Source organism: Miltoncostaea oceani, from assembly GCF_018141545.1.
In the GTDB taxonomy this organism is placed as follows: domain Bacteria; phylum Actinomycetota; class Thermoleophilia; order Miltoncostaeales; family Miltoncostaeaceae; genus Miltoncostaea; species Miltoncostaea oceani.
In genome coordinates this window covers 2,336,899-2,359,623 of record NZ_CP064356.1, presented here as the reverse complement: position 1 = coordinate 2,359,623, position 22,725 = coordinate 2,336,899, and the positions used below count along the sequence as shown (strand labels likewise).

The 22,725-nt window shown below is 76.8% G+C and carries 21 protein-coding genes, 1 tRNA gene and 1 pseudogene; 15 read left to right on the top strand and 8 right to left on the bottom strand.

The features are described 5' to 3' along the window. Window positions 1-100 precede the first annotated feature (100 nt). Genes IU369_RS12120 through IU369_RS12085 form a run of 8 tightly spaced genes read left to right on the top strand, consistent with a single transcriptional unit; the run spans window position 101 to window position 4,836 of the window. Window positions 101-574: a hypothetical protein gene (locus IU369_RS12120; RefSeq protein ID WP_217921241.1), complete on the top strand. Its 474-nt coding sequence runs from the start codon at window positions 101-103 to the stop codon at window positions 572-574. Window positions 575-587: 13 nt separating this feature from the next. Continuing rightward, window positions 588-1,421, top strand: coding sequence for a COG1361 family protein (locus tag IU369_RS12115; protein WP_217921240.1), 834 nt, complete (start codon window positions 588-590; stop codon window positions 1,419-1,421). Further along, on the top strand, window positions 1,418-1,981 hold the full coding sequence (locus IU369_RS12110; RefSeq protein WP_217921239.1) for a hypothetical protein: 564 nt from the start codon (window positions 1,418-1,420) through the stop codon (window positions 1,979-1,981). The genes IU369_RS12115 and IU369_RS12110 overlap by 4 nt, the downstream gene beginning before the upstream one ends. Continuing rightward, window positions 1,918-2,847 (top strand): hypothetical protein, encoded by a 930-nt coding sequence (locus IU369_RS12105; protein WP_217921238.1) that lies wholly within the window; start codon window positions 1,918-1,920, stop codon window positions 2,845-2,847. Before IU369_RS12110 ends, IU369_RS12105 begins: the two co-directional genes overlap by 64 nt. Continuing rightward, complete coding sequence (locus IU369_RS12100) at window positions 2,844-3,206, top strand: hypothetical protein (protein WP_217921237.1); 363 nt, start codon at window positions 2,844-2,846, stop codon at window positions 3,204-3,206. The genes IU369_RS12105 and IU369_RS12100 overlap by 4 nt, the downstream gene beginning before the upstream one ends. Then, window positions 3,199-3,348: a hypothetical protein gene (locus IU369_RS12095; RefSeq protein ID WP_217921236.1), complete on the top strand. Its 150-nt coding sequence runs from the start codon at window positions 3,199-3,201 to the stop codon at window positions 3,346-3,348. The genes IU369_RS12100 and IU369_RS12095 overlap by 8 nt, the downstream gene beginning before the upstream one ends. After that, complete coding sequence (locus IU369_RS12090; RefSeq protein WP_217921235.1) at window positions 3,345-4,388, top strand: hypothetical protein; 1,044 nt, start codon at window positions 3,345-3,347, stop codon at window positions 4,386-4,388. The genes IU369_RS12095 and IU369_RS12090 overlap by 4 nt, the downstream gene beginning before the upstream one ends. Window position 4,389: 1 nt before the next feature. Beyond that, window positions 4,390-4,836, top strand: coding sequence for an SCP2 sterol-binding domain-containing protein (locus tag IU369_RS12085; RefSeq protein WP_217921234.1), 447 nt, complete (start codon window positions 4,390-4,392; stop codon window positions 4,834-4,836). Here the strand turns inward: IU369_RS12085 and IU369_RS12080 are convergent. Further along, the gene (locus IU369_RS12080; RefSeq protein ID WP_217921233.1) at window positions 4,820-5,917 is read right to left on the bottom strand and encodes a polyprenyl synthetase family protein; all 1,098 of its coding nucleotides are present in this window, start codon (window positions 5,915-5,917) and stop codon (window positions 4,820-4,822) included. The genes IU369_RS12085 and IU369_RS12080 overlap by 17 nt on opposite strands. Beyond that, window positions 5,914-6,744 carry a lysophospholipid acyltransferase family protein gene (locus IU369_RS12075; protein ID WP_217921232.1) on the bottom strand — a complete coding sequence of 277 codons (831 nt, stop codon included), beginning with the start codon at window positions 6,742-6,744 and terminating at the stop codon, window positions 5,914-5,916. Before IU369_RS12075 ends, IU369_RS12080 begins: the two co-directional genes overlap by 4 nt. Before the next feature lie 156 nt (window positions 6,745-6,900). On the opposite strand from IU369_RS12075, the gene IU369_RS12070 reads away from it, so the two are divergent. The 3 genes from IU369_RS12070 (at window position 6,901) to IU369_RS12060 (ending at window position 10,394) form a co-directional block, all read left to right on the top strand. Continuing rightward, window positions 6,901-6,984 (top strand) — tRNA-Leu (locus tag IU369_RS12070). A 108-nt stretch (window positions 6,985-7,092) separates the two neighbouring features. After that, window positions 7,093-8,790: a GTPase family protein gene (locus IU369_RS12065; protein WP_217921231.1), complete on the top strand. Its 1,698-nt coding sequence runs from the start codon at window positions 7,093-7,095 to the stop codon at window positions 8,788-8,790. Then, on the top strand, window positions 8,787-10,394 hold the full coding sequence (locus tag IU369_RS12060) for a GTPase (protein WP_217921230.1): 1,608 nt from the start codon (window positions 8,787-8,789) through the stop codon (window positions 10,392-10,394). The genes IU369_RS12065 and IU369_RS12060 overlap by 4 nt, the downstream gene beginning before the upstream one ends. 837 nt (window positions 10,395-11,231) lie before the next feature. On the opposite strand, the gene IU369_RS23600 is transcribed toward IU369_RS12060, so the two are convergent. Both IU369_RS23600 and IU369_RS23845 read right to left on the bottom strand, forming a co-directional pair. Beyond that, window positions 11,232-12,071: a sensor domain-containing phosphodiesterase gene (locus tag IU369_RS23600; protein WP_425516822.1), complete on the bottom strand. Its 840-nt coding sequence runs from the start codon at window positions 12,069-12,071 to the stop codon at window positions 11,232-11,234. A 163-nt stretch (window positions 12,072-12,234) separates the two neighbouring features. Then, window positions 12,235-12,420 (bottom strand): annotated as a pseudogene (locus tag IU369_RS23845) (EAL domain-containing protein); the annotation flags it as partial. Between the two features lie 299 nt (window positions 12,421-12,719). Here IU369_RS23845 and IU369_RS23320 point away from each other — a divergent pair. Continuing rightward, the gene (locus IU369_RS23320) at window positions 12,720-14,720 is read left to right on the top strand and encodes a hypothetical protein (protein ID WP_246551253.1); all 2,001 of its coding nucleotides are present in this window, start codon (window positions 12,720-12,722) and stop codon (window positions 14,718-14,720) included. Window positions 14,721-14,725: 5 nt separating this feature from the next. Beyond that, window positions 14,726-15,418, top strand: a complete 693-nt coding sequence (locus tag IU369_RS12045) for a uracil-DNA glycosylase (RefSeq protein WP_217921228.1) — start codon at window positions 14,726-14,728, stop codon at window positions 15,416-15,418. On the opposite strand, the gene IU369_RS12040 is transcribed toward IU369_RS12045, so the two are convergent. Continuing rightward, window positions 15,351-17,321 carry a hybrid sensor histidine kinase/response regulator gene (locus IU369_RS12040; RefSeq protein WP_217921227.1) on the bottom strand — a complete coding sequence of 657 codons (1,971 nt, stop codon included), beginning with the start codon at window positions 17,319-17,321 and terminating at the stop codon, window positions 15,351-15,353. The genes IU369_RS12045 and IU369_RS12040 overlap by 68 nt on opposite strands. Before the next feature lie 242 nt (window positions 17,322-17,563). Here IU369_RS12040 and IU369_RS12035 point away from each other — a divergent pair, with 242 nt between their 5' ends. Beyond that, a complete protein-coding gene (locus tag IU369_RS12035) occupies window positions 17,564-18,754 on the top strand; it encodes an ice-binding family protein (RefSeq protein ID WP_217921226.1) in 1,191 nt (396 codons plus the stop codon). A 19-nt stretch (window positions 18,755-18,773) separates the two neighbouring features. Further along, complete coding sequence (locus IU369_RS12030; RefSeq protein WP_217921225.1) at window positions 18,774-19,499, top strand: L,D-transpeptidase; 726 nt, start codon at window positions 18,774-18,776, stop codon at window positions 19,497-19,499. Between the two features lie 259 nt (window positions 19,500-19,758). Here the strand turns inward: IU369_RS12030 and IU369_RS12025 are convergent, their stop codons facing one another. The 3 genes from IU369_RS12025 to IU369_RS12015 all read right to left on the bottom strand — a co-directional run bounded on the left by IU369_RS12025 (window position 19,759) and on the right by IU369_RS12015 (window position 22,725). Continuing rightward, a complete protein-coding gene (locus IU369_RS12025) occupies window positions 19,759-21,669 on the bottom strand; it encodes an AMP-binding protein (RefSeq protein ID WP_217921224.1) in 1,911 nt (636 codons plus the stop codon). 93 nt (window positions 21,670-21,762) lie between these two features. Continuing rightward, window positions 21,763-22,335 carry a thymidine kinase gene (locus tag IU369_RS12020; RefSeq protein WP_217921223.1) on the bottom strand — a complete coding sequence of 191 codons (573 nt, stop codon included), beginning with the start codon at window positions 22,333-22,335 and terminating at the stop codon, window positions 21,763-21,765. A 60-nt stretch (window positions 22,336-22,395) separates the two neighbouring features. Further along, on the bottom strand, window positions 22,396-22,725 hold the full coding sequence (locus tag IU369_RS12015) for a hypothetical protein (protein ID WP_217921222.1): 330 nt from the start codon (window positions 22,723-22,725) through the stop codon (window positions 22,396-22,398).

Here is a 22,725-nt window from a genome sequence, read left to right as displayed (position 1 = left end):
CGGCGGGCGGTGGACGCCGCCGCGGGGACGCGAATAGAGTCGGATCACTCGCGAACCGCCCCCGGTCACGGACGTCCGTATTCCGAGGAGGCCCCGTCTCATGGGCTCGCCCGAGATCAAGCTCATCCCCACCGAGTTCGACGTGGGGGTGGATGCGACGGTCACGACGGCGTCGACGGCCGACGTCACGGCCACCACGAGCGCCGTGCTCACCGGAGACCGGGACGCGCCGATCGCGATGCGGCTCGACCCGCTGGAGGTCGCCGCCACCCTGAAGGGCGACCCGAAGGCGCCGATCACCGCGAACGCGGGCATCGACCTCGACCTGCGCAACCTGCCGCACCTGACGTTCGAGCAGATCACCGAGCTGCTGCGCACCGTGACGTTGGCGCGCTCGCGCATCCGCTTCCCCGTGGACGTCAACGTGGGGCTGTCGGTCTTCCCGCTGACGCTGCTCGGCATCGACGCCCTCACGTTCTCCGTGTGCGGCGAGCCCGCCGTGATCCGCGACGACTGCGTCCCGGACTGCGAGGAGCCGTGCGCCGAGGGCGACGACCGGCCACCGAAGGGCTGAGAGGGGGGCGACGATGTCGACCACGCGGGCCCGGAAGCCCACCGTGCGCGCGAGCGCGTCCCTGCTGGCGGGGCAGCCCCGCCGGGTGAGCGGGCACGTGGAGGTCGAGAACGCCGGGAGGGACGACGTGCTGCTGCGCACCGTCGAGGTCTCGGGCGCCGCCCTCGGACCGGACGCCGCCGGCGGCGCGGGCACCGTCCCGGTCATGTCGCGCCTGCCGGCCGGGCGGTCGGCGCGCGTGCCCGTCCGCCTGCGGCTCGACCCCTGCACGCCCCCCGGCCGCCACGAGGTGGAGGTCGTGGTGGGCGGGGCCCGGACGACGGCGGTCGTCGAGGTCGCCGCGCACCCGCGGGCCCGCATCTCGCCCGCGGAGCTGGCGGTGCGCGGGGCGCCCGGGACGACGGTGACCGCGCGGGTCGTGGTGGCGAACCTCGGGAACGTGCCCGTCCCGCTCGACCGCCTCGGGGCGGTGACCGTCGAGGAGCGCGGCGGGGTCTGCCGCAGCCTCGAGGGGGCGCTGCGCGCCGAGGGCGAGCACGGCCACCGGGCCGTCCTCGACGAGGCGGTCCGCCGGATCGCCCGGACGCGCGTCGACCGCATGCGGGTGCGGGCCGCCGAGCCCGCCGCGATCGAACCCGGCGCGACGCGCGCCGTCGACCTGGAGCTGCACCTGCCGCCGGACATGGCCGCCGGGCGCACCTACTCGGGGCTGCTGCGACTCGTCGGCGCCGCGCTGCTGGTGGAGGTGACCGCCGAGGGCGTCGCCGCCGACGAGGCCCCCGAGCCGGTCGCGCCGGCCCCGTCCCGGCCACGGACCCGCCGCGCGGCGCCGCGGCCACGGCCGTGAGCGCGCGACCGCTGGCGCGGGGGAGGGGCGGGCTGCCCGGCGTGGTCCACCGCAACCTGCGCCAGATCCGCAGCACGACGTGGACGCTCGCGGACGCCGCGGGGCTGCGGCTCGCCGTGTGCCGCCCGGTCGAGCACCACGACTGCGACCCCCACCTCGGCACGGTGACGCGCGACGCGTTCGTGGGCGAGACGATCCGCATCCCGGTGATGCTGCGCAACCGCTCCGGCCGGCGCCGCGCCCTGGTGCTGAGCGCCGGGCCGCTGCTGCGCGAGGACGGCGTCGCCGGGGGCGTGCCGACCATCGACCCGGGCACCCTCGACCTGCTCGAGACCGCGAGCGGGCTCGTCGTGATCGGCGTCGAGGTGACGCCCGCGTTCGGCACCGGGTACGAGTACACGTCGACCGTCACGGTGACGTCGAGGTGCTGCGACCCGCAGGTCCTGAGGGTGCGCCTGCGGGTGCGCCCCGACGGGCGCGCCCCGACGTTCGGCGTGTGCTGCGCGGGCGACGCGCCGCCCGGCCCCCGGCGGAGGTCGCCCGCCCGACCGGCGCGGTGATGTCGGGCCTGCCGCCCGATCCGACCGGTCTCGGGGTGATCCTCGGTGACCCGGAGGTGCGGCGGATGGTGGGCGACCTCGTCGCCCGCAAGCTGAAGGCCGACCTCGCGGCGATCCGGGGTGGCGCGGACCTCCTCGGCCGCTGGCATGCGGATGCAAACGGTGGCCGCCCGGCGGGGGGAGCGGCGGCGGTGGCGGCCGCTCCCCCCGGCGACGGGGTCGTTAAGGAGCTCGTGCGGCTCCACCTCGAGTACTACTCCGCCCTCGTGGACATGACGGCCGAGTTCCACGAGCGCACACGGGCCCTCCTCGGCGCCGGGCCCGCGGAGGAGGCGACGCCGGCGGCGGAGGACCCGGAGATGCGCCTCGCCGCCCCGCCCGGCGGCACCGCGCGGGCCGCGTTCCGGGTCGAGAACACCACGACCACGGTGATGACCGTGGAGCTCGTCGCCGGTCCGTTCCGCCGCGACGGGTCGGACGACGTCACCCGGCCGGCCGTCGCCTTCGACCCGCCCCGGGCCGAGCTCACCCCGGGGCAGGAGGTCCCCGTGACGGTGATCGTGCCCGTCCCCGCCGACCTCGAGCCCGGCACGACCCACCGCAGCACCATCTCCGCCGCCGGCGTCGACGCGGTCCGCATCGCGGTGCGCCTCGACGTGGAGGACCGCCCCGCCCCGGCCCCCGCCGCGCGGACCCCCGCGGCCGGGAAGCCCGCGGCGAAGAAGCCCGCGGCGAAGAAGCCTGCGGCGAAGAAGCCTGCGGCGAAGAAACCCGCGGCGAAGACGGCCGCGACGAAGAGACCCGCGACCGGGAGACCGGCGGCCACGACGCGGGCGGCGAGGCGACCGGCCGGGGAGGGGACGTGACCGCGCCCCCCGTCCTGCGCGTCGTCGGTGTCCCCGCGGGGGCCGCGGGCGGGGGGGATCGCCTCGAGCGGGCGCTGCTGCGGGGCCTGTTGCTCGCCCTGATCGACGAGGGTCGCCGCTTCGCCGCGACGCCCGCCGGCGAGAGGTGGCGGCACGTGCTGCGCGAGGGGTCGCTGGCGCGCGACGGCCGGGCCCGCTGGGACGCGGCCGGCCTCGGCCTGTTCCTGACCGGCGCGGACCGGGGGCCGGGCTCGCCGCGCGCGATGGCCGACGACATCCTGGCGTTGCTCGCCGCGGAGGACGCCGCGCCGCCGGGACCGGCGCTGCGGGTGACCGTCGGGACGGCCGGGCGTGCCTGACGACGACGAGTTCGACGAGCGCGACCCGTTCCTGCTCGCGATGCTGGGGCTCGTCGCGCTCGCCGACGACGCCCTCGGCGCCGGGCCCCCGGACCCGTGGGTCCCGCCGGCCCGCCACGACGACGGCCCGCTGCTGCGGTGACGACCTCCGCCGGCATGGTCCTGTCCGTCGCCGACCGGCTGCACCCGCCCGAGCCGGGGGCGCCGGACGCCGTCCGGTACAAGGAGTGGCAGCACTTCGTCCTGTTCGACGGCGGCGACCGCACCGTGATCGTCAACCTCAGCGTCGACGGCGACCTGGCGGGATCCGGGGGCGGCCAGGCGAAGGTGGTGCTCCTCGCGCACGGACCCGGGGGGTGGGCGGGGGGCGTCGACCTCTACGACGGCGGTGACGCCCGCCTGTCGGCGCGCTCGCCCGCGCTGCGGGTGGGGCGCCAGCGCGTCGGCTACCGGGGCGGCCGATACCACGTGTCGGCGGCGCTGCGCGACCGCTCGGTGGCGGTGCGGGCGGTGCTCACCCCCGCGGCGGCGCCCGCGATGATCTGGCACGACACGCCCGTCGGCAGCGGGCACGTAAACTGGCTCATCGTCCCCGACCTCACGGTGGAGGGGGTGGCCCGCCTGCCGGGCCGGCGGGGCGCCCTCGACGGCTGGCGCGGCTACCACGACCACAACTGGGGCCGGTGGTGGTGGGGCGAGGACTTCGGCTGGCAGTGGGGCGTCGCGCGCGAACCCGCCGGCGGCCCGGACGGCCCGCCCCTCACCGTCGTCTACGACCGGACGTCCGACCGGGGCGGCGCCGTCGCGAAGGAGCACACGCTGTCGGTCTGGAGCGGGTCCGACCTGGTGCGGGTGTTCACCCGCCACGACCTGCGGGCGCGGATGCGGGGACGCCGCGGCGGCCCGCCGCCGCCGCGGGTGCCCGGCGTGATGGGGCTGCTGGCCCAGGGCGCCGCGTCCGGCATCCCCGCGGTGCTGGAGGCGGAGGCCGGGGACGGCGCGGACGGCCTCGCGCTCCGGTTCGTCCCGGACGACGCGATCGAGGTCCTCGTGCCGAGCGAGATGGGGACGGGGTTCGTCCGCCTCGCCGAGGTCGTCGGCGACATGGACGTCGACGGCCGCGTCGCCGGTCGCGACGTCGCGTTCCGCGCCCGCGCCGTCGTCGAGTTCATGGGCGCCTGACATGGCGGGCGCGCCGCCGCCGGACGCGACCACCGCCGTGTTCCTGCGGCGGGCGCTGGTGCTGCTGGAGGCCGAGGCCCCGGCGGCGTTCCACCGCCTGGTCGACGAGCTGCGCGCCGGCGCCACCCGCCTCGACGTCGGCGGCGAGCGCGTCACCGTGGAGGTGCACGGCGACCGGGTGCGCGTGCGCCGGCGCGGGACGCGGCCCCCGTCGGGGTGGGTCACCGCGGGCGAGGGGGTGGTGCTCGACCTGATCGACGGGCGGCTCGACCTGCTCGGCGCCGTCGAGGCGGGCCGGCTGGACGTGCGCGGCGACCTCGGGACGGCGCTCGCCCTGGCGCGCGCGCTGGTGGCGTTCGTCGACGGGGCCGTCCGCTCCGCGGGGGTGCGGCTGCTGCTCGACGACTACCGGGCCGTGGCTCCCGGGGCGCCTACATCCGCCGCGTGACCATGTAGTCGATCATCTGCCCGAGGAAGCGCCGGTGGGGCGACGACGGGATCCAGCGGAGGTCCCGCTCGAACGACGCCTCCGCCCGCAGCGCGAGCCGGTGGGCGAGGGCGCGGGCGAAGTCGATCGACCCGCACGCGTCCATCGTCGCGCGGACGAACGCGATCTCGGCGTCGGTCTTGTCCCGGCGCTCCTTGCCGTAGATGCGCAGCAGGCGGGCCCGGTCGCGCGGACGCGCGGTGCGCAGGGCGTGCACGACCATCACCGTCCGCTTGCCCTCCGCGATGTCCCCGCCGATCTCCTTCCCGTAGAGGTCCTCCTCCGCCGTCAGGTTCAGCACGTCGTCCTGGATCTGGAACGCCGCCCCCACGTGGAAGCCGAACCCGTCGAACGCGCGCAGGCGGGCCGGCGGGACCCCCGCGATCAGCGCCCCGATCCGCATCGGGGCGATGCACGTGTACCAGCAGGTCTTCTTGCGGCACATCGTCAGGTAGTCGCGCACCCCGAGGTCCGGGCTGTTGCGCCGGATCCAGTCCAGCTCGATGGCCTGGCCCTCGACCGACTCCCGCGCCATCCGCTCCGCCTCCCGCACCGTGGCGAGCGCCCGCTGCAGCCCGATGATCTCCACGTTGCGCAGCAGCGTCCCGAGCGCGAGCACGTTCATCCCGTCGCCGACGTTCGCCGCGATCGCGACGCCGTGGGTGGCGTGGAGGGTCGGCCGGCCGCGGCGGTCCAGCGACCCGTCCTCCAGGTCGTCGTGGATCAGGAACGCGTTGTGGAACAGCTCGAGGGCGGCGGCGGAGGTGACCGCGTCGGCGAGGCGCCCCCCGCAGCCCTGGCACGTCGCGAGGCACAGGGCGGGCCGGAACCCCTTCCCCTCGCGCAGGGGGTACTCGAGCATCAGGTCGTAGAGGACGCCCCGGTACCCGTTGTCGGGGATGAGCGCCCGCAGCTCCTCCAGGACCTCCTCGCGGTACCGGGCGAGCGTCTCGAAGAAGAGGTCGTGGCCGGACCCCTCCCGGCCCGCCCGCTCCTTGTCGCGCATGGAGGACCCGGTGGCGGTGCGGGCGGCCGAGGTCATGCCCGGGCGGCGACCATCTCGTCCATCATCTCCTGCATCCGGCCCTCGACCCGCTCGTAGCAGGCGCGCACCACGCGGCGGTCGCGCATGTCGGAGGGCCCGACGCCGAGGTCGATCGGTTCCCCGACGCGGATGTCGATCCGCGCCGGGAAGGGGATGTTGTAGGTGAAGCCGACGCTGACGCCCCACGGCCAGGTGAGGGCCACCGGCAACCGGGGGAGCCCGCGGCGGTCGAGGCCGAGCCGGCGGGCGAGGCCCTCGCCGTCGTGCACCACGATCAGCGTCTCGTGCCCGCCGACGGCGACCAGCGGGACGATCGGCGCGCCGTGGCGGACCGCCAGCTTGATGAACCCGGTGCGGCCCATCAGGTCGACCTCGTTGCGGCGGGCGTAGCTGCGGTACACCTCGTCGCCGCCGCCCGGGTAGACGAGCACCACGGCCCCGTCGTCGAGGGCCTCCATCGCCTGCCGGGGGTGGGCGCTGATGCCCCCGATCTTCATGGTGTGCACGTTGAGCCAGGGGATCCCGAAGATCGCGGGGTGCACCAGCCCGTAGACCGGCGACTCCGGTCCGAGCGCCGTCATCCACGCGTGCAGCGTCATGGCGGTGTCGGGGGTCATGATCCCGCCGCTGTGGTTCCCGACGACGAGCGCGGGCCCCGTCCGCGGCAGGTTCTCGAGCCCGGTCGCCGACGCGCGGAAGTAGTACCGGTAGAACAGCTCCATCACCGGCAGCAGCTCCCGGATGTACGCCGGGTCGCGCCGACCGAGGCCCCTCCCGTCGAACTGCGACGGGTCCTCGCGGAACACGCTGGGTGGCAGCGACATCGGCGGCTCCCGGTGACCCCGCGAGTCTATTCCCGGCCCGTCCCCGGAGCACCACCCCGCCCGGTGCCGGAGGCGCGATCGGGGCCGTCCGCGGGCCGGGGCGGCGCCCGGGTGCGCGCACCCGGCGGGGGAACCGGTATCCTCCCCTGGCCCCACGCGCGTGTGGCGGAATTGGTAGACGCGCAGCGTTCAGGTCGCTGTATGGGCAACCATGTGGAGGTTCGAGTCCTCTCACGCGCATCGGACGCGGCCGGCCCCCCCGGGGCCGGCCGTCGTCGTCGACGGGCGTGCGAACGCGATCCGGGCGGGAGCGGTTCGCCGCGCCCCCCGGAGGGGTACCGTGCGGCGATGACATCCCCCGCGGCACCCGACGGACCCGTCGCCGCGCTCGAGCAGGCGCGTGACGCGCTGCAGCGGGTACGACTCGGCCTGGAGATCGCGGGGTCGGAGGAGGGCCGGCGGGTGCGCGACGCCCTCGTCGCGCAGATCGACGACTACCTCCTCCCGCGGCTGCGGCAACGGGACGCGCCCCTGCTGATGGTCGTCGGCGGCTCCACGGGCGCCGGCAAGTCCACGCTCGTCAACAGCCTCCTCGGGGCGGAGGTGTCCGCGGCCGGGGTCCTGCGGCCCACGACGCGCGCCCCCGTGCTCGCCCTCAACCCCGCCGACGTGCCGTGGTTCGCCGACGACCGCGTCCTACCGGGGCTCGCGCGCGTCACCGGTGGGGAGGTGGGACCCGGGACATTGGTGCTCGCACCCACCGACGCCCTGCCCGCCGGTCTCGCGCTGCTCGACTCGCCCGACGTCGACTCGGTGCGGGAGGAGAACCGCGCCCTCGCGCGCCAGCTGCTCGCGGCCGCCGACGCGTGGCTGTTCGTCACCACCGCCGCCCGCTACGCCGACGCCGTCCCGTGGGAGCTGCTGCACGCCGCCCGCGAACGCGGCACCGCGCTCGCCCTGGTGCTCGACCGGGTCCCCGACGACGCCGGCGACGAGATCTCCGTGCACCTGCGGGCGATGCTCGCCGACCGCGGGCTGGGGGACACCGAGCTGCTCGTCGTTCCCGAGGCGGAGCTGGGTGAGCGCGGGATGCTGCCGGACGAGGCCCTCGCCCCCGTCCGCCGGTGGCTCGACGCCCTCGCCGCGGACGCGCAGGCCCGCGCCGCGCTGATCCAGCGGACGCTCGCCGGCGCGATGGGCAGCGTCGGCCCGCGCGTCGCCGCCGTGGAGCGCGCGGTGGGGGAGGAGGACACCGCCGCCCGGCGGCTGCGCTCCGAGGTCGACGGCGCCTACGACCGCGCCGTCCGCGAGGTCGACGACGCCCTGCGCGGGGGGGCGCTGCTGCGCGGCGAGGTGCTCGCGCGGTGGCACGAGGTGGTCGGCACCGGCGACGTCATGCGGGGCCTCGAGTCGACCGTCAGCCGGGCGCGCGACCGCATCAAGCAGGCGTTCTCGGGCCGCAGGCCCGAGGAGGAGGTCGCCGCCGCCGTCGAGACCAGCGTCGAGGCCCTCGTCCGCGCCGCGGCGGAGCGGGCCGCCGAACGCGCGACCCGGGCGTGGCACGACGACCCCGCCGGCCGGGCGCTCGGCGCCGCGCAGGCCGGCCTCGACGGCGCATCCCCCGGCCTGCGCGAGGAGCTGGAGCGCGAGGTGCGTGCGTGGCAGGGCCACGTCTTCGACCTCGTGCGCACCGAGGGCGCCGACAAGCGCTCCACCGCCCGGCTCGCGTCGCTCGGCGTCAACGGGGCCGGCCTCACCGTGATGCTCGCCGTGTTCGTGCAGACCGGCGGGCTCACCGGCGCCGAGGTCGTCGTCGCCGGCGGCACGTCCGCGGTCGGCCAGAAGGTGCTGGAGGCGATCTTCGGCGACCAGGCGGTCCGCTCCCTCGCCGCCCGCGCCCGCGACGACCTGCTCACCCGCGTCCGCGCCGTGATGGCGGCCGAGGCAGCACGCTTCGAGGCCCTCCTCGAACCGGTCGTCGCGACCCCGGACGCCCTCGCCGCCCTGCTGGAGGCACGGGCGGCGCTGCTGCGGGCCCGGGTGTGAGCGACCTCGAGGGCCGGCTCGCCGCGCTCGGCGACGCCGTCACCGCCGCGACCGGGCGCCTCGAGGAGGACGTCGTCGGCCCCGCCCGCGCCGTCGTCGACCGCGCCGGTACGCGCCTCGGCCTCGGCCTCGCGTCCACCGTCGTCGCCCTCGCCGGACCGACGGGGGCGGGCAAGTCGTCGCTGTTCAACGCGCTGGTGGGGGAGGAGGTCGCGACCGCCGGCCGCCGCCGTCCCACGACGTCGGCGGCGTCGGCCGCCCTGTGGGGCGAGGCGAACCCCGCCCTCCTCGACTGGCTGGAGGTCGGCCGCCGCCACCGCGCCCCCGCCGACCCGGCGCTCGACGGGCTGGTGCTCGTCGACCTGCCGGACTTCGACTCCGTCGAGGGCGCCCACCGCACCGAGGTCGACCGGCTCGTCGGCCTCGTCGACCTCGTCGTGTGGGTCACCGACCCCCAGAAGTACGCGGACGCGGCGTGGCACGACCGCTACCTCCGCCGTCTCGCCTCCCACTCCGCCGCGATGGCGGTGGTGCTGAACCAGGTCGACCTGCTGGCGGCCGGCGACCGCGACCGGGCCCGCGGGGACCTGGTGCGTCTCCTCGCCGACGATGACCTCCCGGGCGTCCCGGTGCTCGCCGCGTCGGTGCGGACGGGGGAGGGCGTGGACGCGGTCCGCCGCCTCGTCGCGGAGCGGGTCGCCGCCCGGGAGGCGGCGCTGGTGCGGCTCGACGCCGACGTCGACGCGACCGCCGCGGCCCTCGCGGCGTCGTGCGGACCGGAGGGCGCCCGCCGCGTCGACGGCGCCGCCCGCGACCGCCTCGTCGACGCGCTCGCCGTCGCCGCGGGCGCCCCGACCGTCGTCGACGCCGTCGAGCGCGCGCACCGGCGCCGCGGTGTCCTCGCGACCGGGTGGCCGTTCGTCCGCTGGGTCCGGCGCCTGCGGCCCGATCCGCTGCGCCGGCTGCGTCTGCCCGAGTCCCCGCAGGAGGCGGTGCGGACCTCGATGGCCCCGCCGTCCCCGGCGGCGCTCGCGGGCGTCGAGAACGCGGCCCGCGCCCTCGCCGCGGGGGTGTCCGACGGGTTGCCCGCCCCGTGGCCGGGCCTGGTGCGCGACGCCGCCCTCGGTTCGCGTGACGCCCTGCCGGACGCCCTGGACCGCGCCGTGGCCGGCACCGACCTCGGGGTGGGCGCGCCGCGGTGGTGGGCGGCCGCGGGGGCGCTCCAGTGGGTGTTCGCGCTGGTCGTCGCCGCCGGCGCGCTCTGGTTGGTGGCGCTCGCCGGCCTGCGCCTGCTGAGGATCGAGGACGTGGTGCCGCTTCCCGAGGTGTGGGGCATCCCGGTGCCGACGGCCCTGCTGCTCGGCGGAGCCCTCGCCGGGGTCGTCGCCGGTTTCGTCGCCCGCCTCGTGAACGGCGCCTCCGCGCGCCGCCGCGGCCGGGCCGCGGGGAGGGCGCTGCGACGGCGCGTCGAGGTCGTCGGCGCGGACCTGGTCGTCGCCCCCGTCGAGGCCGAGCTCGACGCCCACGACCGCCTCGCCCGAGCGCTCGGTTCCCTCACGCGGACCCCCACCCGCCGGCAACGCCTGAGGGCCGCCCTGAGCTGAACCCGGGGGGGCGGCCGTCGCCATCGAGGCCCGGATCGCGTCCCGGGGCCCGCGTCGCCGTCATGGTCCAAATGGACCTCGGCGCACCGGTCAATTCGCCAACCCCTCGATGGCGGTGGGATCGGTCCTCGATCGGCCGGTCCCTGGTTCGCTCGGCCGATCGGACCTCGGCTCGCCGGCTGATCGACCACGGTGACCCTGACCGCCCGGGAACCGGTTCGCCCTGTCGTCCTGCGGGGTCTGCGGCCAAATGGACCTCGCTGCGTCGGCCAATTGACCGACCCCCACGGGGACCGGGGGCCGGCCACCTTCCGTCCCGGCCCATCGGATCTCGAGGTCGGGTCCAAATGGACCCGGGCGTGCCGGCCAAATGGACCTCGGCCCTCCGACCGACCGATCCGTGACGAGCCCGGCGCCCGTGGGAACCGGTTCGCCGAGCACGTCCGTGCGGGTCTGCGTCCAAATGGACCTCGCGGTCGCGGCCAATCGGCCCACCCCAGGCGTCCCGGGGCCGGCCCTGGCTCGTCCCTGCATCGGATCTCGCTCCTGGCCAAGCGGACCTCGGGGCGTCGGCCAATCGGACCTCGGAGGCGGGGCCGATCGAACATTCACGGGGACTGGGCCGGCGACGCGGTCGCTCCGCCGTGGTCCGTGCCGGGAGGTGGCTCGGGGACGGCGCGGAGTCGACACGGACACGGCGACGGGGGTGCGGGAGGGCGTCCTATCGTCGGGAGTCCCGCCCTCCGACCGGCGCCGGCCCCCTCTCCTCGACTGAGCCTCCGGAGCGCCCACGGTCGTCCGTCCCCGTGGCCGTTCCGCGCGCCGCGACGGGGCCCGTCAGGCGTCGTGCCGGACGACCTGCCGCAGGAGCGCGGTGGCCGCGCGGACGACGAGGTCGCGGTCGTAGGTGACCGCGAAGTCGAACACGGGACGGCCGGGTCGGTCGTCCGGCACCTCCCGCGAGACGAGGGCCCCCGCGAAGCGGGGGCCGAGGACGACGACGCTCCACTCCCCGCGCAGGGGATCGTCGGGGCGCAACGTCGCGCCCCGCACCCCCGCCACCGGCGTCCGCGCCATCCCGACGCCGAGGGCCGCGACGAACGCCGCGTCCCGCGCGAGGAGGCGGTACCGCTCCGCCGTCCGCGGGGTGAACCGCGACGCATCCTGGAACGCCGACACCACCAGCGCCTCGGGACCCTGGTGGCGGGCGTGGGTCTCGAGGACGTCACTGACCTCCAGCAGGGTGCGCCACCCCGCCCGGCGGACGGCACGTCCCGCGGCGACCACCGTGAACGGCGTCGACCCGTCCGTCGCCGCGTGCAGCTCCGGCAGCCGCGGCGGCCGCCACCCCGTCCGCACCCCCGCGGCGAGGGGCCCCGGCCGGCCGAAGTACCAGCCCTGGCCGAGCACGGCACCCGACGCCGCCGCCAGCCGGCGGTGACCGCCGTCCTCGATGCCCTCCGCGAGCATCAGGGCCCCCGTGCGCTCGCACTCGGCCGCGACGGCGCGCAGGATCGCGGCCGTGTCCCGGCTGCGGGGCCCCTGCAGGAGGCTGCGGTCGAGCTTCACCACGTCCGGCCGCACCACGGGCAGCAGGGCGAGGGAGCACGGGTCGACGCCGACGTCGTCGAGCGCGACCCCCCACCCCATCCGCCGCACGCGGGCGAGGAACGCGATCAGCTCCGACGGGCGCGCGGTGAGCGCCCTCTCGGTGATCTCGACGACGAGGGGGACGCGCCCGCCGAGGATCGCGGCGGCCCGCGCCAGGCTCCCCCAGGTCGTGCTCCAGCAGCTCCGCCTCCACGTTCAGGAAGAGGGGGACCGCGATGCCGGCGCGACGGGCCCCGGTGACCGCCGCCATCTGGCACCGCTCCTCCAGCTCCGCCGCCCGGCCGTGCTCCCGGGCCGCGGCGAACAACGCGACCGGGGCCTCCAGGTCGCCGCCGCGCGGGCCCCGGGCGAGGGCCTCCACCGCGACCGTCGCGCCGGACGCCAGGTCGACGATCGGCTGGTAGACGGCGTGCACCCCGCCCTCCCGGAGCACCCGGTCGAGGGCCTCGCCGTCCCCTGGACGGTCGAACCGGCGAGCCGCCGGGATGGCGGAGGGGGCGGTGTGGATCGACACGGTGGCGGCTCCCGAGGGTGGCGGCGTGGCGCGCACCGATGCGCCGGGGGCCGATCCCCCATGACGTCGCCGAGGTCCGGGGCGTGTCCGGCGGGACCACCGCCGTGCCCCGTCCACGGGCGCCGGGGGGACGGGGATCAGCCGACGGGGGCGCCGCAGGGGTTCCCCGCCGCCCACGCCCCCGGGTATCGTGGCCGCCGATGAACCGCACAACCGCCCCCCGGCGCCGGTTGCCGGCCGCGCGCCTCGCGGGCGTCGCCGTGCTCGTCGCGGCCGCCGTCGCCCTGCTCGCGGGGTGGCCCACCGCGCGGGCCGCGGCACAGGAACCGTCGGCGCCGGCGGCCGCGACCCCGGCGGAGGTCGCGCTGGCGGAGGCGTACGCGCCGATCGTGCGGCTGCGGGAGCAGCCGGACTCCTGCGAGGGCGGGGTCCCCTACGAGCCGATCGACATCGACCTGCTCCTCGGCAACGAGGAGGTCGCGCTGCGCGGTCCGTGGGACGGGACCGACCTCGTCGCCATCGGACCCGAGGGGTCCGACCTGCGGCGTGGGCTGTGGGAGCACCACCTCGACTTCCCCGGGGACACGCTCGACCCGGGGTGCACCTACGAGGAGTGGGAGGCGCGCCTGCAGGCGGAGGGCACGCCCACCACCTACGCGCGCGTCGTCACCGAGGACGGCCACCCCGGCCGGCTCGCGCTCCAGTACTGGTTCTACTACGTCTTCAACGACTGGAACAACAAGCACGAGGGCGACTGGGAGATGATCCAGATCGTCTTCGACGCCGCGACGCCGGCCGAGGCCCTGGAGCGGGGACCGACGGAGGTCGGCTACAGCCAGCACTCCAGCGCCGAGCGGGCCGCCTGGGGCGACGAGAAGCTGGAGGTCGTCGACGGCACCCACCCCGTCGTCTACCCGGCGGCGGGGTCGCAGGCCAACTTCTACGAGTCGCGGCTCTACCTCATGCGCAGCCAGGCGGAGGGGGTGGGGTGCGACAACACGCTCGGACCCTCGTCGACCGTCCGTCCCGTCGTCCGCACGATCCCCACCGACCGCGACGCCTACCTCGAGGCGTACCCGTGGCTCGCGTTCGAGGGACGGTGGGGCGAGCGCCAGCGCTCGTTCTTCAACGGCCCGACCGGCCCGAACATGAAGACCCAGTGGACCCAGCCGTTCACGTGGGCGCAGGAGAGCTGGCGCGACACCAGCTTCGACGTCCCGGCGGGGGGCTCGGTGAACACGTCGGCCACCGACGTGTTCTGCAGCGTCGTCGCGATCGGGTCGGAGGTCCTGCGCCAGGTGAAGGTCAACCCCGGCCGCTCCGCCCTCGTCATCGGCGGGCTCGTCGTCCTCCTGCTGTGGGCCCTGTCGCGCACCCACTGGGAGCCGGGGGCGCCGCTGCGGATCGCGCGCCGCCGGGCGTGGGGGCAGCTGCTCACCGCCTCGGCCCGCGTGATGCGCGGCCATCCGCGGGTGTTCCTCGGGATCGGGCTGCTGTTCGTCCCGGTCGGGATCCTGATCACCTTCATCCAGTGGCTGCTGTTCCGGGTCGCGGTGTTCGCCCCCCTCGTGGAGGAGGCGGGTGAGACGAACGCCTTCGTCGACGTCCTCGCGCTCGGGGTCGGCCTCGCGTTCACGTTCCTCGGGTTCGCCGTGGTGCAGGCCGCCGCCGCCCGCGCCCTCGTCGAGATCGACGCGGGACGGCCCGTGACCGCACTCACCGCGTACCGCTCGGTGCTCGGCCGGCTGCAGCCGCTCGTGCTCGCCCTGCTCATCGTCGTCGGGGTCCAGGTGCTCCTCGACCTCACGATCGTGCTGGTGCCCGTCGCGGTGTTCCTGCTCGTGCGCTGGTCCCTGATCGGCGTCGTCGCATCCGTCGAGGGCGGGTCCCCGATCGCGCTGCTGCGGCGCAGCTCGGCGCTCACCCGGGGCCACTGGTGGCGCGTCGCCGCCGTCGTCCTCGGCGTGACCGGGTTCGCGCTCCTGTCCGGCCCCGTCGTCGGCGTGCTTGCCCTGCTCGTCACCGGCGCCGCGTTCGACCTCGTGAACATGATCGCCGCGCTCGTCTACGTCACGGCGCTGCCGTTCGCGGCCCTCACGATGGCGTACCTCTACTTCGACCTCCGGGTCCGGCACGAGCTCTCGGCCGCCGAGGTGGAGCCGGCGGGGGACCTCCCCCCGGAGATCCCCGCGACCGCCTGAGCGGCGTGCCGTCCGACGTCCCCCTGCGGGACCTCGTCCCGCCCCCGTGGACGCCGTACCTCGCGGGCTGCGACGCGCTCGAGCGGGTCGACGCCTACCTGCGCGCCGAGGAGGAGGCCGGCCGCCCGTGGCACCCCGACCGGGGCCGGATCCTCCGGGCGCTCGACCTCTGCCACCCGGACCGCCTCACCGGCGCCGCCGTGGGCCAGGACCCCTACCCCCGGGCGGGGCAGCCGACGGGTCTGGCCTTCGACCTTCCCGACGGCGAGATGTCGCCATCGGCGCGCACCATCCTCGCCGAGTACGCGGAGGACCTCGGGCGGCCCCGTCCCCCGCGGGCCGACCTGGAGCCGTGGGCCCGCCACGGGCTGCTGCTCTGGAACAGCGCCGCCACGACCGCCGTCGGGGTCGCCGGCGCCCACGCGCGCTCCGGGTGGCACGACGTCACCCGCCACCTGCTCCGCGAGATCGTGCGCCGCCACGAGGGGCTCGTCTTCATCTGCTGGGGCACCCACGCCCAGTCGCTCGTCCTGCCGCTGCTCGACGACCGCCACCGGGCGATCGTCTCCAACCACCCCTCGCCGCTGTCGGCCCGCCGCCCGCCCGTGCCCTTCGTCGGGTCGCGTCCGTTCAGCCGCTTCGACGCGCTGCGTGCGGAGATGGGGCGCCCGCCGATGGACTGGACGCTCCCCGCCTGACCGGCGTGTCGAGGACCGCCCGGACCGCGGCGGCCAGCTCCGCGCCGCCGTAGGGCTTCGGCAGGACGGCGGGGCCGTCGTCGCCGACGTCCCCGTCCTCCAGGTCCGCGCCGCCGGAGGTCAGCAGCACCCGCAGGCCCGGCCGCAACCGGAGGGCCGCCCCGGCGAGGGTCCGGCCGTCCATGCCCGGCATCCCGAGGTCGGTGAACAGCAGCTCGACCGGGTCGCGGCCGCGGAGCACGGCGAGCGCCTCCGCCCCGTCGGCGGCGACGCGGACGCGGTACCCCAGCGCCCGGAGCTGCTCGCCCGCGTAGCGGCGCACGAGCGCCTCGTCGTCGACGACGAGCACGCCCTCGGCGCCCCGCGGGGGCGCGGGGGGCGGGGGAGGGGGTGCCGCCGGGGGCGCCGCCGCCGCGTCGCGCGGCAGGTGGAGGCCCACCGTCGTGCCCCGGCCCGGCTCCGACGCGATCGTGACGTGCCCCTGCGACTGGGCGGCGAAGCCGTAGACCATGCTCAGGCCCAGCCCGGACCCCCCGCCGGCCTCCTTCGTGGTGAAGAACGGGTCGAAGACCCGGCCGAGGTCCTCCGGGACGATGCCGACGCCGGTGTCCGCCACCCGCACGACGACCGCGTCCCCCGCGGCCGGCTGCCCGGGCGCCCCCTCGGCCGCCGGCGCCGCGGACGTCGAGATCGTGAGGCGCCCGCCGCGGGGCATCGCATCCCGTGCGTTGATGGCGAGGTTGAGGAGGGCGATCTCGAGCTGCGACGCGTCGACCCGCGCCGGCGGCAGGCCCTCGGCGAGATCCGGCACGACCGCGACGCCCGGTCCGAGCGCCCGTCGCAGCATCGGCTCCATGCCCCGGACGAGGGCGTTCACGTCGACCGCGCTCGGCGTCAGCGGCTGGCGGCGGGCGAACGCGAGCAGGCCCCGGGTGAGGTCGGCGCCGCGGCGGGCCGCCTCCGCGCTCATCGTCGCCAGCTCCTGCAGCTCGGGCCAGCGGGCGAGGTCGGACCGGAGCAGCTCGGAGTTCCCGAGGATCACCGTCAGCAGGTTGTTGAAGTCGTGGGCGACGCCGCCGGTGAGCTGGCCGAGCGCCTCGAGGCGCTGCGACTGGCGCTGGCGCTCCTGCCGGGCGCGGGCCTCCGTCACGTCGCGCATGCCGCCCACCATCCGGACGGGTGTGCCGGCGTCGTCGCGGATGACCAGTCCCCGGTCGGTGACCGTGGCGTACGTGCCGTCGCTGCGGAGGAACCGGTACTCGTCCATCCACTCGCCGTCCCCGCCCGCGATCACGGCCTCGACGCCGGAGACGACGCGCCCGAGATCGTCCGGGTGGATCCGGGAGGTCCACGACCCCTCGACCGTGGCGACCTCGCCGATCTCGTGACCGAACAGGGTCCGCATGCCCGCGCTCCACCACACGTCGTCGGTCGCGAGGTCCCAGTCCCAGATCGCGTCGGCCGCGGCGTGGGCGATGTAGCGGAACCGCTCCTCGCTCGCGGCGAGGAGGGCCGCCGCGCGGCGCTGGCCGGTGATGTCCTGCAGCGCCCCGGCGAGCCGGACGATCACCCCGGACGCGTCGCGCTCGGCGGCGCCGACGACCCGCGCCCAGACGGACCGGCCCGCCGCGGTGCGCATCTCCACCTCCAGGTCGAACGGCGTCCCGTCGGCGGCGCACCGCTCGACGGCGGCGTCCACCGCGTCCCGGTGCGGGGGGACGTACAGGTCGAGCGCCTCCGGGAGGGCGGCCTGCTCGGGCGACGGCCAGTCGAGGATCTCGAAGATCTGCTCGGACCAGTAGACCTCCCGGCCGGGGAGGTGGATCGCCCAGCCGCCGACCCGGCCGAGGTGGGCGGCGGTCCGGAGCAGCGCGTGGTCGTCACCGTTCACGGGCTCGCGCATCGCCCCGAGACTAGCGAGGGGTGCGTCCGGGGGGAGCGGACGGTGGCCCCGGGGGCGACCGTCCGGGATCACCCCCGATCGTGGCGGCTCCGCGCCCGGATCATCCGATCGGATGATCCGATCGGATGGCGATCGGACGTCCCCCGCCGTCGATGACCCCGGTGTGGGCCGCCGCGGCGACGCGGCACCCCGATCGGATCGCCTCCCCCGGCGACCGCCGTGACGACCGAGAGGGACGCCCGATGACCACCGCACCGACCCCCGCCCCGGACCGCGTCCGCGGGCGACGCCCCCTCCGGGTGGTCACCCTCGCCGCCGCCCTCGCCGGGTTCGCCCTGACGTCGTCCGCGGCGCTCGCCGCCCAGCCCCCCGTGGGGCTCGGCACCGCCGACTCCTACGCCGTGATCGCCGGCTCCGCCATCACGAACACCGGGCCCTCGACGATCAACGGCGACGTCGGCCTCAGCCCGGGGACCGCGATCTCCGGCTTCCCGCCCGGCACGATCAACGGCACCGTCCACGCCGCCGACGCCGAGGCGGCCCAGGCGACGAGCGACCTGACCCTCGCCTATGACGACGCCGCGGGCCGCACCCCCGCCCTCGCGGTCCCGTCCGAGCTGGGTGGGCTGACGCTCACCGCCGGCGTGTACGCCTCCGCCTCCGCGCTCGGCCTCACGGGCACCCTGACGCTCGACGCGCAGGGCGACCCCGACGCCGTCTTCATCCTGAAGGCCGCGTCGAGCCTGACCACCGCCAGCGCCAGCCGGGTGAGCCTCATCAACGGCGCCCAGCCCTGCAACGTCTTCTGGCAGGTCGGCAGCTCCGCGACGCTCGGGACGTCCTCGACGTTCGCCGGCAACATCCTGGCGCTGACGTCGATCTCGATGAACGACGCGGTCACGGTCCGGGGCCGCGCCCTGGCCCGGAACGGCGCGGTCACGCTGATCAACGACACGATCACCGTCGGCCGCTGCTCCACCCCCGTCACCCCCCGCAACGCCACCCCCGGTGACGGCTCCGGCCCCGGTGGGCCCGGCGCCCCCGGCACCCCCGGCGGCGGCTCCCTCGACGCCCGCAACGGGTCGAGCCTCTTCACCACGTCGCCCCGGGCCGTCGCCCGCACGATCGCCCGGTACGGCACGTCCCGCTGCGTCGCACGCAACTTCCGCGCCGTCGTGACGGGCCTGCGGATCCGCTCGGTCGTGTTCTCGCTCGACGGCCGCCGCATCGCGCGGCGCACCGCCGGCCCGTTCGCGACGATGGTGCGCGCCCGCGCCGGCGTCCGCGTGCTCACCGCGCGGATCACCTTCACCGACGCCACGCCGGCCGTGACCCGCCGCCTGCGCTACCAGGCGTGCGCACCCGCCCAGGCCGTCGTCACCCCGCCGTCGGTCTCGCTGCCGCCGCGCGGTCCCGGCGGCTTCACCGGCTGATGCCGTCCCCGTCCCGAGGGTGAGACGGCCGGCGGTCGCCGCCTGCCTGCTCCTCGCCGCCACGGCCACGGTCACCCCCGTGGCCGTGGCGGCCCCGGCGCCCGCCCCGCCCCCCCGGCAGGAGGTCACCGAGGTGCGCGGCACCCACCCGGCGCGGGCGCGTCCCGACGCCGCCGGCCGGCAGGTCGGCCTCGTCCGCGACCGGCGGCCGATCACGGGGACGCGGACGGTGCTCCCGGTCCTCGCCCACGCGGTCGACGCCCGCGGTGGCGGGTGGCTGAAGGTGCGCCTGCCGGGCCGCGTCATCGGGCGCGCCGCCCCCGTGCGGGCCGGCTGGATCAGCGCGCGCGGCACGCGGGTGCGCACGACCGCCTGGCACCTCGTCGTCGACCTCTCGGACCGGCGCCTCCGCGTCTGGCACGCCGGCCGGCTGCGGCGCTCGGTGCGCGTCGTGGTGGGCGCGCCGTCCACGCCGACGCCGCGGGGGACGTGGTTCGTGGAGGAGAACGTCCGCATGCCCGCCGACCGCGCCGGCGGACCGTTCGCCCTGGCGCTGAGCGCCCGTTCGGGTGTGCTGCAGGAGTTCGCGGGAGGGCCGGGCCAGATCGCGCTGCACGGGCGCATGGGCGTCGGGGGTCTGCTCGGCACGGCCGTCTCGCACGGCTGCGTCCGCCTCGACGACGCGGCGATCACCTGGCTCGCGGCGCGCATCGCCCCGGGCGTGCCGGTCACCGTCGTGTCGTGACCGCGGGTTCATCCGGTCGTTCGACCGATCGGACGATCGATCCGGCGGCCGCCCCGCCGATGGACGGATCAGACCCCCACCACGCCCGGTCCACCGGGACGCGGAGGGAACCGGCCCACGGATGGGCCGGTCACGCCACGGACGGCACGGTCGACCCACGGACGGGTCCCGCGCCACGGACGGCGACCCACGGGCCACGGACGGCCCACGGAGCGGCCGGCGGGCCGGGCGCGGGCCGTCCCGCCGGTCCGCCCCGCCGTCAGCCGCTCGGCGGCGGCGCCTCCGGCCGCCCCATCTCCGCCAGCACCCGCCGCACGTCGTCGAGCACGGCGGGGTCCTCGATCGTCGCCGGCATCCGCCACTCCTCGCCGTCGCCCATCCGGCGGATCGTGCCGCGCAGCACCTTGCCGGAGCGCGTCTTCGGCAGCCCCCGCAGCGTGCGGGCCTCCTTGAACGAGGCCACCGGCCCGATCTCGTCGCGCACCCGGGCCACGAGCTCGGCGGCCACCTCGGCCTCGGGGCGGTCGACGCCGGCCTTCAGCACCACGAACCCGACCGGCACCTGACCCTTCAACGGGTCGGAGAGGCCGACGACGGCGCACTCCGCGATGTCGGGGTGACCGGACAGCACCTCCTCCATCGCCCCCGTCGAGAGGCGGTGGCCGGCGGTGTTGATGATGTCGTCCATCCGGCTCATGACGTAGAGGTAGCCGTCCTCGTCGAGGTAGCCGGCGTCGGCGGTCATGTAGTGGCCGGGGTGGCGCGTCAGGTACGCCTCGATCCACCGCTCGTCGCTCCCCCACAACGTCGGCGCGCACCCGGGCGGCAGCGGCAGGGTGAGGCAGATCGCGCCGATCTCCCCGGCGGCCACCTCATCGTTGTCCTCGCCGCGCACGGTGATCTCGTACCCCGGGACCGCCTTCGCGGGTGACCCGGGCTTCACCGGCAGGGCCTCGATGCCGAGGCAGTTCGCCGCGACCGGCCACCCCGTCTCGGTCTGCCACCAGTGGTCGATCACGGGGCGGTCGAGGAGGCGCTCCGCCCACGCGAGGGTGTCGGGGTCGCACCGCTCCCCCGCGAGGAACAGCGCCCGCAGGCGCGACAGGTCGTACGCCGCGGCGAGCTCCCCCCGCGGGTCGACCCGCTTGATCGCGCGGATCGCGGTCGGCGCGGTGAACATGACGTCGACCCCGTGGGCGGCGCAGACCCGCCAGAACGCGCCGGCGTCGGGCGTCCCGACGGGCTTCCCCTCGTAGAGGACGGTCGTGCATCCGGCGAGCAGCGGCCCGTAGACGATGTACGAGTGGCCGACGACCCACCCGATGTCGGACGCCGCCCAGAAGACGTCGCCGGGGCGCGCCCCGAAGACGGCCTCCATCGACCACCGCAACGCGACGGCGTGCCCGCCGTTGTCGCGGACGATGCCCTTCGGCAGTCCCGTCGTCCCGGAGGTGTAGAGCACGTAGAGCGGGTCGGTCGCCGCGACGGGGACGGGGTCCGCGGGGGGCGCGCCGTCGAGGGCCTCCTCCCACGTCACGTCGCGACCCGTCGTCATCGTCGACCGGTGCTCGGGGCGCTGGAGGATCACGCAGGGCGGCGGCGGGACGTCGGCGAGGGCGAGCGCCCGGTCGAGGAGGGGGCCGTACTCGACGATGCGCCCCGGCTCGACCCCGCACGACGCCGACACGATCAGCGCCGGCCGGGAGTCCTCGATCCGCGACGCCAGCTCCGACGCCGCGAACCCCCCGAAGACGACCGAGTGGATCGCCCCGAGCCGCGCGCAGGCGAGCATCGCCATCACCGCCTCGGGCACCATCGGCATGTAGATGACGACGCGGTCGCCGCGGCCGACGCCGAGGCGCGCGAAGGCCCCCGCGACGCGCGCGACCTCGTCCCGCAGCTCGCGGTAGGTGCACGACGACGCTCGCCCCGTCACCGGGCTGTCGTGGATGAGGGCGATCTGCTCGCCGCGGCCGTCGCGCACGTGGCGGTCGAGGGCGTTCGCGCAGGTGTTCAGGCGGCCGCCGGGGAACCAGTCGTAGAGGGGCGCGCGCGTGCGGTCGAGCACGGCGTCGGGCGCGCGGTCCCACTCGATCGCCTGCGCCGCGGCGTCCCAGAACGCCTCGGGGTCGGCCCGCCAGCGGTCGTAGGTCTCCTGGTACGCGCCCATCGCACCGCCCCTCCGTCCGGGTGGACCGACCCTACGCCCGGGCCGTGGCGGCGGTCCAGGCGACGTGTGCGCCCGGTGTTCCGCCGGGCCCGCTCAGGCGCCGCTGCGGAAGCACGCCCGGCAGCGCGCCTCGTACCGCTCCCCGTTGCCGATCTCGACGGTCGGACCGGCGTCGCTGGCCGGCGATCCGTCCGCCTCGAGGCGCTGGCTGAGCGTGGCCGGACCCCCGCAGACGAGGCAGACGGCCTGGAGCTTGTCGGCGAACTCGGCCCGGGCGAGCAGGGCCTGCGTGACGGGCCACGGGCGCCGGCGGTAGTCCATGTCGAGGCCGCAGCAGACGACCCGTACCCCGCGCTGCGTGAGGTCGTCGATGACGTCGACGATCCCCTCGGGGAAGAACTGCACCTCGTCGAACCCGATGACGTCGGCCTCGAGGGCGGCGATCTGGTCGAGGTCGGCGATGCGGCGGCCGTCCATCCGCTGCCCGGCGTGGCTGACGAGCTCGTCCGGGCCGTGGCGGGTGTCGGCGGCGGGGCGCAGCAGCTCGACGCGCTGCCGGGCGATGGTGGCGCGGGTCAGCCGGCGCATGAGCTCCTCGGACTTCCCCGAGAACATGGGCCCGCAGACGACCTCGAGCCAGCCGCCGTGGCGGGGGACGATGCGCATGACCGGGGACCCTAGAGACGGCGGCGGACGCGCCGCGGGGCGGCGGGTCCGGCGGTCCGCTCAGCCGCCGGGGGACACCCCCGCGGCCGCGGCGCCGGCGCCGGCCGCGACGGCCGCGACGAAGACCGCGAGGTCCCCGTCCCGCAGGCCGAGCGCCACGCCGACGAGCGCGGCGCCCGCGACGACGGCGACCGCGAGACCGGCCCCGCGCGCGAGGCGCCCGGCGGTCCATGCGCCGGCCGCCGCCGGACGGGCGGGGCGGGGGCCGCGGCGGGCGGGCATCGCGGTGACGGCGGGGACCGTCGACGCGCACCCGATCGCGAGGACCACGCCGAGGAGCCACGAGTCGAGGGTCGCGACGCCGAGCCACGCCCCGAGGCAGGCGAGCAC

What these genes read in the sequence shown, in the direction of transcription:
- IU369_RS12120 (WP_217921241.1), top strand. Translation starts at nt 101, where the DNA reads ATGGGCTCGCCCGAGATCAAGCTCATCCCCACCGAGTTCGACGTGGGG.
- IU369_RS12115 (WP_217921240.1), top strand. Translation starts at nt 588, where the DNA reads ATGTCGACCACGCGGGCCCGGAAGCCCACCGTGCGCGCGAGCGCGTCC.
- IU369_RS12085 (WP_217921234.1), top strand. Translation starts at nt 4,390, where the DNA reads ATGGCGGGCGCGCCGCCGCCGGACGCGACCACCGCCGTGTTCCTGCGG.
- IU369_RS12080 (WP_217921233.1), bottom strand. Translation starts at nt 5,917, where the DNA reads ATGACCTCGGCCGCCCGCACCGCCACCGGGTCCTCCATGCGCGACAAG.
- IU369_RS12075 (WP_217921232.1), bottom strand. Translation starts at nt 6,744, where the DNA reads ATGTCGCTGCCACCCAGCGTGTTCCGCGAGGACCCGTCGCAGTTCGAC.
- IU369_RS12065 (WP_217921231.1), top strand. Translation starts at nt 7,093, where the DNA reads ATGACATCCCCCGCGGCACCCGACGGACCCGTCGCCGCGCTCGAGCAG.
- IU369_RS23320 (WP_246551253.1), top strand. Translation starts at nt 12,720, where the DNA reads ATGAACCGCACAACCGCCCCCCGGCGCCGGTTGCCGGCCGCGCGCCTC.
- IU369_RS12040 (WP_217921227.1), bottom strand. Translation starts at nt 17,321, where the DNA reads ATGCGCGAGCCCGTGAACGGTGACGACCACGCGCTGCTCCGGACCGCC.
- IU369_RS12035 (WP_217921226.1), top strand. Translation starts at nt 17,564, where the DNA reads ATGACCACCGCACCGACCCCCGCCCCGGACCGCGTCCGCGGGCGACGC.
- IU369_RS12025 (WP_217921224.1), bottom strand. Translation starts at nt 21,669, where the DNA reads ATGGGCGCGTACCAGGAGACCTACGACCGCTGGCGGGCCGACCCCGAG.
- IU369_RS12020 (WP_217921223.1), bottom strand. Translation starts at nt 22,335, where the DNA reads ATGCGCATCGTCCCCCGCCACGGCGGCTGGCTCGAGGTCGTCTGCGGG.